This is a genomic window from Salinicola sp. MIT1003 (assembly GCF_001858555.1).
Taxonomy (GTDB): domain Bacteria; phylum Pseudomonadota; class Gammaproteobacteria; order Pseudomonadales; family Halomonadaceae; genus Salinicola; species Salinicola salarius.
In genome coordinates, this window is record NZ_MCAP01000009.1 from 68,312 (window position 1) to 82,919 (window position 14,608).

A 14,608-nucleotide genomic window follows, 5' to 3' on the forward strand; every position below is an offset into this window, starting at 1 on the left:
CCATGCGCGTATTGGTAGTAGAAGATGATCCGATGGTGATGCGGCTCAATGTCGAGTTTCTCAATCGCATTGACGGCATCGATCTGGTGGCGCAGTGCGAAGACTTGCCGGCGGCCAGAGACTTGCTGGCGCGGGAGTCGGTGGATCTGCTCCTGCTCGATGTCTATCTCCGCGGGCATAATGGCCTCTCGCTGGTGCGCGACCTGCGTCGCCAGGCCAGGGATATCCAGATCGTGCTGATCACGGCGGCTTCGGAAATGGAAACCGTGCGTGAAGCCAAGCATCTCGGCGTCAGCGACTATCTGGTCAAGCCCTTCGAGTTCGAGCGCTTCAAGGAGGCCCTGACCCGCTGTCTCGATACCCACCGGCGGCTGTCCCGGCTGCCGGCGCGCGCACACCAGCGCGATCTGGATGCGCTGTTCCGTCGCGACTCGGTCGCTGCCCAGCCGGCCCGCCCCGGCGACCTGCCCAAGGGGCTGACGACCAACTCGCTCGCCCAGGTGGCGAGAGCCGCCGCCGAACAGGACGGCGAACCTTTCACCACCGAGGCGCTGAGCGAGAACACCGGCATGTCGCGGGTATCGGTGCGCAAGTACCTCAAGCATCTGGTGGATCGCGGCGTGCTCGAGGAGTCCTTCCATTACGGCCAGATCGGCCGCCCCTCCTTCACCTACCGCTGCCTCGATGGCGAGACGCTGGCGCATCTGGGAGAGGCCGGCATGCCGGGCTCGTGAGGCCAGCAAACCTGATTGACGATTCCCTTGGGCAATACGGCGTCAATCGGCGGCTCCCCGGAACGCAGAGGGCGTCTCAGCGCCCGCGAATCAGGTCGGCAATGATGCGTCGACCGGGGTGGAGGTGATCCACCAGCTCGCGTTCCAGCGGCATTGGTTCATCGTATAGCCGCGAGGCGATCAGTTCGGCACACAGCGGGGCGCTGACCATGCCGCGGGAGCCGTGCGCGGTCGTGACCCACAATCCCGGATAGTGGCTGCCGGGGCAGTCGAAGCGGCGCCTGGCGTCCTTGCCCAGCGCGGCGTAGTCGCTGCGCCAGCGTGCGACGTCCGGCAGCGGCCCGGCGTAGGGCGTCTTGTCCGGGCTGGCGGCACGAACGCTGGCGCGGCCGCCGCAACTGACAGGATTGATTCCGGCAAACTGGCGGGCCAGCGTCGGAGCCGTCCGGGTCAGCTCGTCGAGATTGCGGCGATGATCCGATTCGCGCAGCGTCGTATCGGCATCGTGGGGCGAGAAGGTCGCGCCGAAGGTGAGCATTCCGTTGCGGGCCGGCATCACGTAGCCCTCGGCGCAGAGTACGCGCTCCAGGGCCGGACCGTTGCCGGACTCGGCCTGCTGCGGTAGCGCCAGGGTGGACACCTGGCCGCGAACCGATTGCAGCGGCAGGCCATCGAGCCAGTCGCGGCTGGCGTGGCCGGTGGCGAACACGACCTGGTCGACGCACAGCGGGCTCTGGCCCAGCTGCAACTGCCAGCCGCTTTCCGTCTCCCGCAGTGAACGAAGTTCGGCCTGGCGTATTTCGACGCCGGGCGTCGCGGCGAGGTGACGACACAGCGCCACCGGATCCACCCAGCCCGCCTGGGGATAATGGAGGGCAGCCTCTTCCAGATCGATGCCGGCGAGTGACGTGGCGTCGGCGGGCTCGCTGGCGGAGACGACCGTCGACGGCAGATCGTAGAGGTCCAGGAACCGGCGCTGGCGTTCGATGCCACGCGCGTCCCCGGCCAGTTGCAGCAGCCCGCAGTCCGACCACCAGCGGCGCTGGGGATCGAGGCGCGCCAGCCAGCGCTGCGTGTAGAGCAGCGCGGCGAGATAGAAGCGGCTCTGGAGATTGGGTTCCACCGCCAGTTTGACGTAGAGCGCGGCCTGAGGATTGCCGGATGCCCCGGCCGCGATGCCCGCGCGATCCACCAGCGTCACCCGACTGCCCCGGCGCGCCAGTGCCGCCGCCACGCTGGTGCCGGCGATACCGGCGCCGATCACGGCCACGTGCGCCGCCGGCCGAGCGGGCGGCGGCTGGAACCAGGGGGTCGCCGCTCGAGCGGAAATGGTCTCGGACGCAGGTCGCGTCGACTCGGACGCAGGTCGCATCGATTCGTCCCGCTCGCCGCGCAGCATCTCCCGCTTGCGGCCGAAGCCCGGCACCTTGCGCCAGTGGAAGCCGGCCGCGGCCAGGCCGCGGCGAACGAACCCCGCGCAGGTGAAAGTGGCAAAGGTCGCCCCCGGCCGGCTGGCGGCGGCCATGGCCTCGAACAGCTCAAGGCGCCACATGTCGGGATTCTTCGACGGCGCGAAACCGTCGAGGAACCAGGCGTCGACCTGGCCGTCCAGCTGCGACAGGCAGTCCGCGGCATCGCCGAAGTGAAGGTCCAGGATGACGCGGGCATCCAGCTGCAGGCGGTGGACACCAGCCACGGCCGGGGGCCACTGCTCGAGCAGCGAAGCGGCCCGGGACGACAGCTGCGGCCAGCTGCGCCAGGCGCGTTCCAGCGCCTCGCGGGTGAGCGGATGCTTCTCGGTCGAGACCAGATGCAGCCTGGCCTCGGCAGGAGCGTTCTCATCGAAGCACGCCCAGGCGCACAGCATGTTGAGCCCGGTGCCGAAGCCGGTCTCGCCGATCGTGAACGGCCGCCGAGCCCGCCAGGCGGCCAGGCGTCGTGGCAGATCGTTGTTGTCGATGAAGACGAAACGGCTCTCCTCGCGGCCATCCTGACGCGAGAAATAGACATCGTCGTAAGCGGTCGAGAAGGGAGCCTCGACGTCGCCATCGTCGACACGCCAGTCCAGTTCGGCATGTCGGATGGAGTAGCGGATGGCATGGCGATGAGGAGGAACCGAGTTGCCGGTCATGGTTTCCACGTCCAGCGCCGCCAGGCAATCGCTTCAGGAAAGCCAGGCGGCGAGCTGTATAAAAATTGAACACTTTCCGCCAGGCGGCGGCTTGTCGGCGGCACGGAAAGACGTCCGCGGGATCTTAACAGTGTTATCCACAGCCATTGTGCAAAACCGTGACGCGAGCGGTTGTGGATAACGGGGCGACGGGTGCGTCCGACTTACGGCAGAACCCGCTTGAACGGCTTGACTTGCACTTGTGAGTAGACGCCGGCCGCGACGTACGGGTCGGCGTCGGCCCAGCGCTGCGCGGCTTCGAGCGATCCGAACTCGGCCACGATCAGGCTGCCGCTGAAGCCGGCCTTGCCCGGATTGTCGCTGTCGATGGCCGGATGAGGCCCGGCGAGCACGAGTCGGCCTTCGTCCTTCAGCGCTTCCAGACGCTCGAGGTGCGCCGGGCGAACCGAGAGCCGCTTTTCCAGGCTGTCGTCGACATCGTCACTGATAATGGCGTATAGCATCAGGAACCTTCCTCCGATTGTGATTGCGAAAGATGGCGGGCCAGGAACAGGGCCTGCCCGACCACGAACAGCAGCGTCAGTCCCAGCATGCCGAAAAGCTTGAAGTCGACCCAGGTCGCCTCGTCGTAGTAGCTGAAGACATAGACATTGAGCGCCGCCATGGCGAAGAAGAACAGCACCCACGCCAGATTGAGCCGCCGCCACACGGCCGCGGGCAGCGCTACCGCCTTGCCCATCATCCGCTGGGTCAGCGTCTGCCCGCCGAACAGCGGAGACAGCAGAAATGCGACGCCGAACAGTGCATTGATGACGGTGGGTTTCCACTGAATGAAGGCCGGGTTGCGAAACGCGATGGTGGCGCCGGCCGAGGCGATCACGATGATCGAGGTGATCAGCAGCATCTTCTCGATGCGGCGCTGACGCCACCAGACGATGCCCAATTGCGCCACGGTAGCGGGAATCAGCACCATCGTTGCCATGATGATGTCGCCGCTCAGGTGGTACACGGCGAAGAAGATCGCGATGGGCAGAAAGTCGAACAGCAGTTTCATACGGGCTAGGCCTCTGGCGGGTGGTGGCGGCGCAGACGTTTGACCCGGCTCGTCGCGCCCGTCACCATAGTCGATCTATTCTGACAAAGACGCTGGCTGGCGTCATGCCCATGAGCGTTTTTCCCACCGATGATCGCGAGACTCGTTCGTTGACGCTGCCAGAAACGCTGGAAAGCGTTCGCGGGGTCGATCTGCACCTGCACTCCACGTCTTCCGACGGCAAGCTTTCACCCACCGAACTGGCGGACCTGTGCCATGCCCGCGGGATGACGCACGTCGCGCTGACCGACCACGACACGCTCGATGGCGTCGAGGAAGCGCGACAGCGATGCCGTCACCATGGCATCCACCTGATGGCGGCCGCCGAGCTCTCCTGCCAGTGGCGGGGCATCGCGCTTCACATCGTGGCGCTGTTGCCCCACGGCACCTCCCGCGCCCTCGATGCCGGCCTGGCGTCGCTGGCCCACGCCCGCGAGCTGCGATCCCGAGAAATTGCCCACCGTCTGGAAAAGGTCGGCCTGGACGACGGGCTCGCCAGGGCGCGGCGGGAAGCCGGAAGCGAGCGCCCGCTGGGGCGGCCGGACTTCGCGGCAGCGCTGGTCTCCGCCGGTGTGGTGCCGGATATCAAGACGGCGTTCAAGCGCTACCTTGGCGCCGGCAAGCGCGGCGACGTCAGGATGCACTGGCCGGAGCTGGCGACGGTGGTCGGCTGGATTCGCGACGCCCAAGGCATCGCCGTCGTTGCGCATCCGCTGCGCTACGGCATGACCCGGCGCAAGCGGGACCTGATGTTCTCGGCCTTCATCGAGGCCGGCGGCGAGGCGGCGGAGCTGGTCAGCGGCTACCAGAATCCGGATACGACCCACGATCTGGCCCGGCAGCTCGACTTCCATGGCCTGTACGGCTCGATCGGCAGCGATTTCCACTATCCCGGCGGTGCGCTGTCGCCGGGAACGATCAGCCCGCCGCCGCGTTCCCACGTCAAGCCGGTGTGGTGTCATCCGTCCCTGCGAGGCTTTGCCTGCGGCGAATGACGCGGCGTCTGTTACGCTGAAAGGCGGTGACGCTCGGAAAAGCGAGGGTCATCCTACGGACGACCGCTGTCATGCGTGTCGTGGCGGGTTTCCAAAGCGGTTTCAGGAGAGCGTGCAATGACCCAATTCTTCCAGATTCATTCGCAGAATCCGCAGAAGCGCCTGATCGATCAGGCCATCGAGATCCTGCGCCAGGGCGGCGTGATCGCCTACCCCACCGACTCCGGCTATGCGCTGGGTTGCCGGCTGGGCGAAAAGAAAGCGATCGAGAAGATCAAGTGGCTGCGCCAGCTCGACGACCGCCACAACTTTACCCTGGTGTGCTCCGACCTGTCGGAAATCGGCACCTACGCCAAGGTCGACAACAGCGTGTTCCGCCTGCTCAAGTCGCATACGCCCGGCGCCTACACCTTTATTCTCACCGCCACCAGCGAAGTGCCGCGTCTGCTGTTGCATCCCAAGCGTCGTTCGATCGGTGTCCGGGTGCCGGACCACAAGATCACCCACGCCCTGCTCGATGCTCTCGGCGAGCCGCTGATGAGCGTGACGCTGATTCCGGTGGGAGAGACCTTGCCGATGACCGACGCGGAAGAGATCCGCGAGCGCTTTGGGGCGCATCTGGAGCTGATCATCGACGGCGGCGCCTGTCAGCTCGAACCGACCACCGTGGTCGACCTGCGCGAGATCCCGCCGGTGATCGTCCGCGAAGGGCGGGGCGATTCCGAAGCCTTCCGTTAAGCGAAATCTCTATCAAGCCGGTAACGGTTCAGGGGCCTTGTGCCTCGTATCGGCGACCGACCTCGAGTCGACGGTCGAGTCCGTATCGGCGGGCGCGGCAGGGGAGAGCGGTTCCGGTAGGAGTGTCGCGGCTGCGGCAGCGGGTGGCGGTGCCATCAGCTTGAACGCGTCGCAGCGTTCCTGCTGGCGCTGAGCGCGGTCGTCGAGATCCCGCGTGGCGTGGAGCGTTCGCTCCGCCAGCGCGACATTGCGCTGGGTGGCGGCATCGATGGCGTTGATGGCCTGGTCGATCTGGCGAATGCCGTCGCGCTGTTGCTGGCAGGAGAGGGTGATGCCGTCCAGCAGCTCGCTGAGCTGCTGACTGGAGCCCATGGCCGTGGTCAGCGTTTCCCCGGCGTCGACCAATACGCGGGTGCCTTGCTGTACCTGGCGATGCGTGCCTTCGATCTGCTCGCGAATCGTTCCGGCGGCCTCGGCGGAGCGAGCCGACAGGCGGCGAACCTCTTCGGCGACCACCGCGAATCCGCGCCCCTGCGTGCCGGCCCGGGCGGCCTCGACCGATGCGTTGAGCGCCAGCAGGTTGGTCTGGAAAGCCAGCGAGTCGATCATGGCGATCACTTCCAGCGAGGCCTCGGAGCGAGCCCGGGCAGCTTGCATTTCACTGATCGCCGTCGAGACCTGTTCTCCGCTGGAATCGATCCGGCGCTGGTTTTCCGCCGACAGGGCCCGCCCCTGATCGGCATGCTCTGCCGTGTGCGAGACGGTCGCGGTGATCTCTTCCATGCTCGCCGTGGTCTGCTGCAGCGCCTGGGCCTGCTGTCGGCTCTGATCGTTGAGGGCGTGGCTGGCGTCGGTCAATCCCAGCGCGTCGTCACGTAGTGCCCGGCTTCCCTGCTGCAGCTGAGAGACCAGATCCAGCAGCGCGAGCTGCATGGCATCCACGCCGGATTTGAGCAGTGCCATTTCGCGCACGCCGCGGGTCGACAGGCGCGTGCCGAGATTGCCCTGGGCGATATCGGCGCAGTGCCGTCTGACTTCGCCAAGCGGGCGCAGCAGATGGCGCTGGAACAGGTAGAAAGCAAGCAGGACCAGCAGCGCGGTGACCGCTGCGGTCGCCGATAGCCCTAGCTGCAGGTGACGAACGTTGCGTGCCATGGCCTCGGCGCCCGACGCCGCGTTGGCGTTCGCGGCGGCGGTCAGCGTTGCGAGACTGGCATCCAGCGCCGCGGTCAGGTCGCTGGCTCGCTGCACGCTGGCCTGGTACGCCGAGACGTCCCAGGCCTTGAGCGAGTCGAAACCGGGCTGTATGCCGTCTTCGATCAGTGCCTGGAAACGGCTTTGCAGGTCGCGATTCGTTCGGCTCTGCTCCGAAGAGGGGTTGCCCGTCGGGGAAAGGTCGGCAAGCCGCTGTTTCGCGTGGTCGAAGGTGGCTTCGGCCTGTGCCCAGGTCTTCTTGGCGGGCTTGACGCGCAGGCGGTTGTAGTCGGTCTGGTAGCTGTCCAGCAGGACGCGGGTCTGCATCAGCGCCGCGTAGATCTCGCGCGCGGTGCCGAGCTGGACGACATTGAGCGCATGGACGGAATCGAAGGCATCCCTGGCTTGCTTCATCGCCAGGTAGCTGCCGCCGCCAATCAGCGACGTCAGCAGGGCGAAGAGCAGCAGCATGGCGATGAGGCCGCCCCGCAGCGTGAAACGAAACGATTTCATGACAGACTCCCGATGAATACACACCGCTCGAGGCGGGCTCGAAGGAGTCTGTCGCGGTCATGTCACAGAATGATGACAACGGTAACGTTTCTCTGGCCCAAGGTCAGTGCGACAGGGGCAGTGCGACAGGGTCAGTGCGACGGTTGGTCGTCGTTGGCCGGCGTCTCGTCCTCGTTGCGCGCGTTCGGGTCCGGCGTCTCTTCATTGAGCCAGGTCCCGCAGAAGCGGCAATATCTGGCGTCGCGCTCGTGACCTTCGCGGCCGCAGCCCGGGCAGGCTTCCTCGGAATAGCGCTCGCGCTGGATCGAGCGAATCACTTCGGCCGAGAAGACCCCGGTCGGCACGGCGATGATCGAGTAGCCCAGGATCATCATGAAGGCGGAGATGAACTGCCCCAGTGGTGTCACCGGGGCGATATCGCCGTATCCCACCGTGGTCAGCGTGACGATCGCCCAGTACATCGAACGCGGCATGCTGGTGAAGCCCGCCTCCGGCGGCTCGATCATGTAGATCAGAGCGCCGAAGATCGTGATGATCAACAACACCGTGGTCAGAAACAGCAGGATCTTGCGCTGGCTGCGCTGCAGCGCCTGCATCAGCATGCGGCCCTCGCCGACGAACTCCATGAGCCTGAGAACGCGGAACACGCGCAGGACGCGCAGGACGCGCACCACCAGCAGCGATTGGGCGCCGGGTATCAGCAGGCTGAGCCAGGTCGGAAGAATCGCCAGCACGTCGAGAATGCCGTAGAAACTGCGCAGATAGCGCCAGGGCCGTTCGAGACAGTAGAGCCTGAGCGCCAGCTCCAGCGTGAAGATCAGCGTGAAGCCCCATTCCATGACATAGAAAATGTCTCCGAAGCGTTCATGCAGCCCCGGCACGCTGTCGAGGAAGACGGTCCCCACGCTCACCAGAATGAGGGTGATCAGCGCAATGTCGAAAGCCTTGGCCTGTGGCGTGTCCGATTCGAAGATGATCTGGAATAGCCACTTGCGTAGCGATGAGTCGCCCGATTGCATCGATTGAGTTCCCGTCCCTGGTGTTGAGTGGCGCCGTAGCGCGCGCCTGGCAATTCGTTTACGGCACATTTCAGTTCTCGGCGTGGATACCGATAATACTAAGATTACTTAGAATTGCTGGATGTCATTGGCCGTCAGCTCATGCGCATTTGAAGTTCGTCGAGTCATTGCGTTGTACCGGTACTATTTTCAGCCACCTGTCCCAGCCACCTGTCCCAGCCACATGTCCCAGCCACATGTCCCAGCTACATGTCCCAGCCACATGCGATGTATCGGAACCATGCCCAGGCATAAACTGACGCGAGGGTAGTATTTTCATGATCGGGTTGATTCAACGTGTTCTCATTGACCATGTCGAGGCCAACTACGGCGAAACGGCCGTACAGGTGATCGCGGAGCGGGCAGGCGTGCCGTCGCCTGGACGACGTATCGACACGGATTACGACGATGCCGATACGCTGGCGTTCTTCGCCGCGGCCGGCGATTACCTCGAACTCGATCATGAGGCGCTGATGGCGCTGTACGCCGATCTGTTCATCCAGTGGACGCGCCGACACTACCCCATGTTCTTCTCGATGGCCGAATCGGCGCAAGCCCTCCTGGGGCGCCAGCCGGCCATCCATGCGTCCCTCGGCGCCGGTGTGCGTGACCCCAAACTGCGTAGCCGGGTGAATGACAAGTTTCGGGTCGTCGAACAGAGCGCTTCGTGGCTGGTCATCGAGTACCGCTCGCCGAATGGGCTCTGTTCGCTCTACCGTGCCATCTTCCCCCGGGTGCTCGAGGAGTATGGTCAGACCGGCGAGCTGGTCGAGACGTGCTGCCGGCATCGCGGTGACGATTGCTGTCGATTCGAAATGACGTTTGCGGAAGAGGCAGCGGCATGAGAAGAGGGCCTGGGGGTTCGGACGCGTGCGAGCGGCACCTGATGGCAGAAGTCGAGTCCATCAGCAACCAGCTATGTCAGGCCGTGGACGGCAATTTCGAGTTTTACGTCCATACCGACAGTGATGAAATCGCGGTGCAGAAGCTGGCTCAGCTCAATAACTTCGTCCTCGATTCGGTACGACGCACGATCCGGGATCTTCAGGCCTCACGCGACGAGCTCGAAACCCGCGTCGAGGAGCGGACGCAACGGCTGAACCTGGTACTGACCGCCACCAACGATGGTATCTGGGAGTGGGATATCGCCAGTGGCAACATCACGTTGTCGCAGCGCTGGTCCAGCATGCTGGGGTTGCCGTATGCCGCAGGGCCGCAGCATCCCGATGAATGGTTGCGTCGGGTTCACGACGACGACCGCGCCAAGGTCCAGCGGTCGCTGTACCAGCATCTGGACGGGTTGACCTCGTCGGTCAATGTGGAATACCGCATTCGCGACGCTTACGGCGGCTGGCGCACGATGCTGTGCCGAGGGTTATGCCAGCGCGATGATCGCGGTGTGGCGATTCGCATGGCCGGCACCCAGACCGACACCACCGAACAGCGTCTCGTTGATCCGCTGACGCTGCTGCCCAACGGCGATTATCTCGACCTGCTGCTGCGAGAACGCCTGTCGCGGTCACCGCAGTCACCGTTGGCGCTGGTCAAGTTCCAACTGCTCAATGTGGCCTCGCTGTTCGAAGGCGTGGCGGTCGAGGAGGCCATCACTGCGCTACGGGGTCTGGTTCAGCAGATGCGCCGCCAGTTGCCCCCGCAAGTGGCTTTGATCGCCTTGCCGGAACATACCTTTGCGATGATTTTCGAGATCAATGACGCCGAATGGCTCGATTACGCCCTCGAGCCGCTGGAGGCGCTGCTTGCGCAACCAGTGGAGATAGACGGGCAGCAGGTCTGGCTGTCGCATGTCAGCGGAGTGGCGGTATTGAGCCCGTCAGAGCCGGTGAGTGTCGACGAATGGCGCCATCGGTCGCGTCTGGCCCTGGCCAATGCACGCCAGTCGGATATCGGCTCGCGGCGCTATTACAGTGAATCGCTGCGGCAGTGGGAGCGACAGAACAGCCAGGCCGAGCAGTTGATTCGCGGGGCGCTGGCGACTCGCGGGGTTCGCTGCTTCGTGCAGCCGATCATCGATGTTTCGAAGGGCGAGGTGCGCTGCTTCGAGGCGCTGATGCGCCTGCAGGCGCCCGGCGGGAAAATCGTGGCGCCTGGCAGCTTCATCGAAGTCGCCGAGCGTTCCGGATTGATCTCCCCGCTATGGGAAGCGCTGATGAAGCAGGCATTGCCGATGCTCAAGGACGATGCCATCCGTCAGCGCTTCGGCGACCGCTTTCTGTTGAGCGTCAATCTCTCGACGCGCCAACTGATGGACCCGAGCCTTCTCGACACCCTGCTCGAGGCATTGGACCACCACGGGATTCCCTGTCATCGACTCCAGATCGAAGTCACCGAGACCTCGGTGCTCAGCGATCCGGTCAAGGCGTTTCGCATTCTCGACCGGATCCGGGCTGCCGGCATCCGTGTGGCGCTGGACGACTTTGGCAGCGGCTATTCTTCGCTGGCGCAGCTGACCTCGATGCCGATGGATACGGTCAAGATCGATCGCGAGCTGGTCACGGACGTCACCACCTTGCCGCGCAAGCGTCATGTGCTGTCGGCAGTGATCGCGCTCTGTCAGCGCCTCGACTATGGCATCGTCGTGGAAGGCGTCGAGGAGTGCGAAACCCTGAAGCTTCTGTGTGAATGGGGTGTCACCGACATTCAGGGCTATGTCTACGCCCGGCCGCTATCGCTGGATCGGCTGGTCGATGACTTCCCGTCACTCAAGCCTTGTCGGCCTGACGTTGATGCCGAGAGCGCTAGGGTCTGTTGACGTTTCAGCGCGAACCGCGTTGCTGCGCCAAATGGCGCCAGGCCAGGCGCGGGATGCAGAGAAGGGTGGTTCCCTTTTCCAATCCCGCAACGCCGCATGGCGCCATTTGCCGCGCAACCCGAAGGGCCGGGCCAGTTTTTGCACGGTGCTGCGTTATTCGTCGTTCATTTGGAATGACCAAACTACGCTCCTCACGCCTTGCCCCGCACAAAAACTGGCTCCGGCGCGGCCGTGCATGAAACGTCAACAGACCCTAGGGATCCTGACGCCTGAGAGCCAGCCAGTCCTGGCCGCCCCAGGGTACGACCCCTTGGTTCAGGGCGGTGTGAATCCGCTCGATCGCCGGAATGCGGTCGTCATGTCGACGAGCGACTTCCCGCCACTGGCGAACGAGCCGTTCGCACTGTGCTTCGGCGCTGGCGAGCCAGGCAGCATGCTGGCTGTCCTGCCAGTTGTCGATCGCGTCGATCAGCGTATCCACGGAGACCTCCCGGGGCGAAGACGGCTCGGGCCATCCGCTGCCCAGGCAGGCGGCACGGCTGGCCTTGCTGTGGTTGGCCGGGCGCGCCGGTAGCGGCGTCGCCTCCGGAGTCGACGGTTCGCACAAAGCCTGCGCCAGCTCCCAGAGCTGCTCGGGGCGCCCGCGCTTGAGTTCGAGCTCGAGTTCGCAGATCGGCAAACTGGCATCGCCGGCGTGAATGGTGCCCTGATCCAGCGCTATCTCGATATCGCTGCCCTCGGCCTGGTAACGCCAGAGCCGACGCTCGAAATCCGTGGTGAAAACCGGGCGCAGCGTGGCCAGATCCAGATCGGCGAGGGCAGGGTGCTCGAGGGCGCGCAGCCCGTTCACATCGAGGCCCACGGCATTGCACTCGGCCTCATCGATAGACCACTCCCATTCGCCCCGGCTCGACAGCCCACCGCGGCTCTCTGCGGCACTCTTGAGAGTCTGCAGACGTTGCGCTCCCTGGCGACGGACCCGCAGCGCGACCCGGCGCGACTGCAATATCGCCTCGGCGGTGTCGTAATACTGGTTGCCCAGGGAGACCGTGCGCGAGGCCATCTTCCTCAACAGGGGGTGATCGATCAGGCGGGCAGGACCCTCGGGCGACAGTGCCAGTTTGAGTTCGATCTCGTCGCTCATGCATGCTCCGCAGTGATTGTCTGTTCTTGAAGGAACGGCCATCCTGAATTGAAAGACCGTCCTGGACAAAAGACGAACGCTGTCTCGAATACAAGACAGGACGTCGGTATCAACATGAATTTTTCATGACGCATCCAGATGCAATCATTATACTGACGCCGCCACTTCCAACGCATCCAGGCCACGTTATGGTGAGTACCAATCCGTTCTCGGCGCTGTTTGGACGATCGCCGTTCCAGCCGCTTCTGGCTCATATCGTCAAGACCAGCGAGTGCGCCAGCCAGTTGTTGCCATTCTTCGATGCCGCGCTGGGTGGTGATTGGGAAGAAGCGCGCAAGCACCGCGAAGCGATCACCCGTCTCGAACACGATGCGGATGAGCTCAAGACGCAGCTGCGCCTCAATCTGCCCAATACCATGTTTCTGCCCGTCTCGCGCTCCGATCTGCTGGAACTGATCAGCGTCCAGGACAAGATCGCCAACAAGGCCCGGGATATCACCGGCATCATGCTGGGCCGGAACATGATCATTCCCGAGCCGCTGGCGGAGCCGATGCGCGACTATCTGCGTACCGCCGTGGCCACCGTCGACCAGGCGCGCAAGGCGCTCGAGGAGCTCGAGGATCTGCTCGAGTCCGGTTTTGGCCGCAATGTCTCCGATGTCATGCAGGAACTGATCAAGGAGCTGCATGATCTCGAACACCAGGCCGATGACCAGCAGATCGATATTCGTCGCCAGCTGTTCCAGCTCGAGGCGGAATTGCCGCCGGTCGATGTCATCTTTCTCTATAAAATCATCGAATGGATCGGCGAGCTGTCCGACCGCGCCGAGCGCGTGGGCAGCCGCCTGCAGATACTGACGGCCCGCTGATCGCGGGCTTTGTCATTCTATGCCTTCGTCACGCCACTCAAGCGAATAAAAGCCTATGTCCATCATTGCGCAATACGGTGATGTCTTCATCATTCTTGCCTGTGTCTTCGGTTTCTTCATGGCATGGGGGGTTGGAGCGAACGACGTCGCCAACGCCATGGGAACCTCGGTCGGCTCCAAGGCGATCACGATCAAGCAGGCGATCATCATTGCGGTGATCTTCGAGTTCCTCGGCGCCTGGTTGGCCGGCGGGCAGGTCACCGAAACGATCCGCAAAGGCATCATCGACCCGGCCCTGCTCGAGAATGACCCGCAGATGCTGGTCTACGGCATGCTGGCTTCGCTGCTTGCTGCCGGCTCCTGGTTGCTGATCGCCTCGTTGAAGGGGTGGCCGGTTTCCACCACGCACTCGATCGTCGGCGCCATCGTCGGTTTCGCGGTGGCCGGGCTGGGCGTGCAATCGGTCAGCTGGGGCGCGGTGGGAACGATCGCGCTCAGTTGGGTAACGTCGCCGCTGATCGCTGGCGTGTTCTCCTTCATGCTGTTCCGCTCGGTGCAGGTGCTGATCTTCGACAACCCCGATCCGTTCGCGGCGGCCAAGCGCTATGTGCCGGGCTATATTTTCCTGGTCGGTTTCATCGTCTCGATGGTGACCCTGGTCAAGGGGTTGTCCCACGTTGGCCTGCAGCTGACCTTCGGCGAGAGCCTGCTGCTGGCGGTGGCGTTCGGCGTGATCATCATGATGTTCGGCCTGCTGCTGGAAAACCGGATCAACCGCGGTGACCGCCGTGCCCGCAGCAACTACGACTTCTCCAGCGTGGAGCGCATCTTTGGCGTGCTGATGATGTTCACCGCCTGCGCCATGGCCTTCGCCCACGGCTCGAACGACGTCGCCAACGCGGTCGGTCCGCTGGCGGCGGTGATCAGCGTGGTCGAGAACGGCGGCGGTGTTTCCGGCGCTGCCGCCATGCCCTGGTGGGTGCTGGTGCTCGGCGGCGGCGGGATCGTGGTCGGCCTGGTGACCTACGGCCACAAGGTCATCGCCACCGTCGGCACCGGCATCACCGAGCTGACCCCGAGCCGCGGTTTCGCCGCGACGCTCTCCGCCGCGTCGACCGTGGTGCTGGCCTCCGGCACCGGCCTGCCGATCTCGACCACGCACACCCTGGTCGGTGCCGTGCTCGGCGTGGGCCTGGCGCGCGGCATGGCTGCACTCAACCTGCGCGTGCTCGGCTCGATCGTGCTCTCCTGGCTGATCACGCTGCCGGCGGGTGCGCTGCTGTCGATCGCCTTCTTTTTCATGTTCAAGGGCATGTTCGGCTAAAGCCGATTCGCATCTACCGACCCGTAGCCGCCGGTGCTGGTCTAC

The 14,608-nt window shown here is 64.3% G+C and carries 13 protein-coding genes; 7 read left to right on the plus strand and 6 right to left on the minus strand.

Features of this window, described 5'->3' with window-relative positions:
- Positions 1–2: 2 nt before the first annotated feature.
- A complete protein-coding gene (locus tag BC443_RS04575; protein ID WP_071230666.1) occupies positions 3–734 on the plus strand; it encodes a response regulator in 732 nt (243 codons plus the stop codon).
- Positions 735–810: 76 nt separating this feature from the next.
- On the opposite strand, the gene mnmC is transcribed toward BC443_RS04575, so the two are convergent.
- The 3 genes from mnmC to BC443_RS04590 form a co-directional block, all read right to left on the minus strand.
- The gene (mnmC, locus tag BC443_RS04580; protein WP_071230667.1) at positions 811–2,865 is read right to left on the minus strand and encodes a bifunctional tRNA (5-methylaminomethyl-2-thiouridine)(34)-methyltransferase MnmD/FAD-dependent 5-carboxymethylaminomethyl-2-thiouridine(34) oxidoreductase MnmC; all 2,055 of its coding nucleotides are present in this window, start codon (positions 2,863–2,865) and stop codon (positions 811–813) included.
- Between the two features lie 203 nt (positions 2,866–3,068).
- A complete protein-coding gene (locus BC443_RS04585) occupies positions 3,069–3,368 on the minus strand; it encodes a YciI family protein (protein WP_071230668.1) in 300 nt (99 codons plus the stop codon).
- On the minus strand, positions 3,368–3,919 hold the full coding sequence (locus tag BC443_RS04590; RefSeq protein ID WP_071230669.1) for a septation protein A: 552 nt from the start codon (positions 3,917–3,919) through the stop codon (positions 3,368–3,370). The genes BC443_RS04585 and BC443_RS04590 overlap by 1 nt, the downstream gene beginning before the upstream one ends.
- A gap of 110 nt (positions 3,920–4,029) precedes the next feature.
- Between BC443_RS04590 and BC443_RS04595 the strand changes: the two genes are divergently transcribed.
- Together BC443_RS04595 and BC443_RS04600 are read left to right on the plus strand one after the other, a co-directional pair.
- Positions 4,030–4,953: a PHP domain-containing protein gene (locus BC443_RS04595; RefSeq protein WP_071230670.1), complete on the plus strand. Its 924-nt coding sequence runs from the start codon at positions 4,030–4,032 to the stop codon at positions 4,951–4,953.
- A gap of 117 nt (positions 4,954–5,070) precedes the next feature.
- A complete protein-coding gene (locus BC443_RS04600; RefSeq protein ID WP_071230671.1) occupies positions 5,071–5,691 on the plus strand; it encodes an L-threonylcarbamoyladenylate synthase in 621 nt (206 codons plus the stop codon).
- A 12-nt stretch (positions 5,692–5,703) separates the two neighbouring features.
- Here the strand turns inward: BC443_RS04600 and BC443_RS04605 are convergent, their stop codons facing one another.
- Entirely contained in the window at positions 5,704–7,398 is a 1,695-nt protein-coding gene (locus tag BC443_RS04605) for a methyl-accepting chemotaxis protein (RefSeq protein WP_071230672.1), read from the minus strand.
- A gap of 131 nt (positions 7,399–7,529) precedes the next feature.
- Positions 7,530–8,417 carry an ion transporter gene (locus BC443_RS04610; protein WP_071230673.1) on the minus strand — a complete coding sequence of 296 codons (888 nt, stop codon included), beginning with the start codon at positions 8,415–8,417 and terminating at the stop codon, positions 7,530–7,532.
- A gap of 317 nt (positions 8,418–8,734) precedes the next feature.
- Between BC443_RS04610 and BC443_RS04615 the strand changes: the two genes are divergently transcribed.
- Both BC443_RS04615 and BC443_RS04620 read left to right on the plus strand, forming a co-directional pair.
- Complete coding sequence (locus BC443_RS04615) at positions 8,735–9,301, plus strand: heme NO-binding domain-containing protein (protein ID WP_071230674.1); 567 nt, start codon at positions 8,735–8,737, stop codon at positions 9,299–9,301.
- Positions 9,302–9,342: 41 nt separating this feature from the next.
- Positions 9,343–11,226 carry a GGDEF domain-containing phosphodiesterase gene (locus BC443_RS04620; protein WP_071230675.1) on the plus strand — a complete coding sequence of 628 codons (1,884 nt, stop codon included), beginning with the start codon at positions 9,343–9,345 and terminating at the stop codon, positions 11,224–11,226.
- Between the two features lie 253 nt (positions 11,227–11,479).
- Here the strand turns inward: BC443_RS04620 and BC443_RS04625 are convergent, their stop codons facing one another.
- A complete protein-coding gene (locus BC443_RS04625) occupies positions 11,480–12,370 on the minus strand; it encodes a CYTH domain-containing protein (RefSeq protein WP_071230676.1) in 891 nt (296 codons plus the stop codon).
- A gap of 188 nt (positions 12,371–12,558) precedes the next feature.
- Between BC443_RS04625 and BC443_RS04630 the strand changes: the two genes are divergently transcribed.
- The gene (locus BC443_RS04630) at positions 12,559–13,239 is read left to right on the plus strand and encodes a TIGR00153 family protein (protein WP_071230677.1); all 681 of its coding nucleotides are present in this window, start codon (positions 12,559–12,561) and stop codon (positions 13,237–13,239) included.
- 55 nt (positions 13,240–13,294) lie between these two features.
- On the plus strand, positions 13,295–14,563 hold the full coding sequence (locus BC443_RS04635) for an inorganic phosphate transporter (protein ID WP_071230678.1): 1,269 nt from the start codon (positions 13,295–13,297) through the stop codon (positions 14,561–14,563).
- The last annotated feature ends 45 nt before the right edge of the window (positions 14,564–14,608 follow it).

What these genes read in the sequence shown, in the direction of transcription:
- BC443_RS04575 (WP_071230666.1), top strand. Translation starts at nt 3, where the DNA reads ATGCGCGTATTGGTAGTAGAAGATGATCCGATGGTGATGCGGCTCAAT.
- mnmC (WP_071230667.1), bottom strand. Translation starts at nt 2,865, where the DNA reads ATGACCGGCAACTCGGTTCCTCCTCATCGCCATGCCATCCGCTACTCC.
- BC443_RS04585 (WP_071230668.1), bottom strand. Translation starts at nt 3,368, where the DNA reads ATGCTATACGCCATTATCAGTGACGATGTCGACGACAGCCTGGAAAAG.
- BC443_RS04590 (WP_071230669.1), bottom strand. Translation starts at nt 3,919, where the DNA reads ATGAAACTGCTGTTCGACTTTCTGCCCATCGCGATCTTCTTCGCCGTG.
- BC443_RS04595 (WP_071230670.1), top strand. Translation starts at nt 4,030, where the DNA reads ATGAGCGTTTTTCCCACCGATGATCGCGAGACTCGTTCGTTGACGCTG.
- BC443_RS04600 (WP_071230671.1), top strand. Translation starts at nt 5,071, where the DNA reads ATGACCCAATTCTTCCAGATTCATTCGCAGAATCCGCAGAAGCGCCTG.
- BC443_RS04605 (WP_071230672.1), bottom strand. Translation starts at nt 7,398, where the DNA reads ATGAAATCGTTTCGTTTCACGCTGCGGGGCGGCCTCATCGCCATGCTG.
- BC443_RS04610 (WP_071230673.1), bottom strand. Translation starts at nt 8,417, where the DNA reads ATGCAATCGGGCGACTCATCGCTACGCAAGTGGCTATTCCAGATCATC.
- BC443_RS04615 (WP_071230674.1), top strand. Translation starts at nt 8,735, where the DNA reads ATGATCGGGTTGATTCAACGTGTTCTCATTGACCATGTCGAGGCCAAC.
- BC443_RS04620 (WP_071230675.1), top strand. Translation starts at nt 9,343, where the DNA reads ATGGCAGAAGTCGAGTCCATCAGCAACCAGCTATGTCAGGCCGTGGAC.
- BC443_RS04625 (WP_071230676.1), bottom strand. Translation starts at nt 12,370, where the DNA reads ATGAGCGACGAGATCGAACTCAAACTGGCACTGTCGCCCGAGGGTCCT.
- BC443_RS04630 (WP_071230677.1), top strand. Translation starts at nt 12,559, where the DNA reads ATGGTGAGTACCAATCCGTTCTCGGCGCTGTTTGGACGATCGCCGTTC.
- BC443_RS04635 (WP_071230678.1), top strand. Translation starts at nt 13,295, where the DNA reads ATGTCCATCATTGCGCAATACGGTGATGTCTTCATCATTCTTGCCTGT.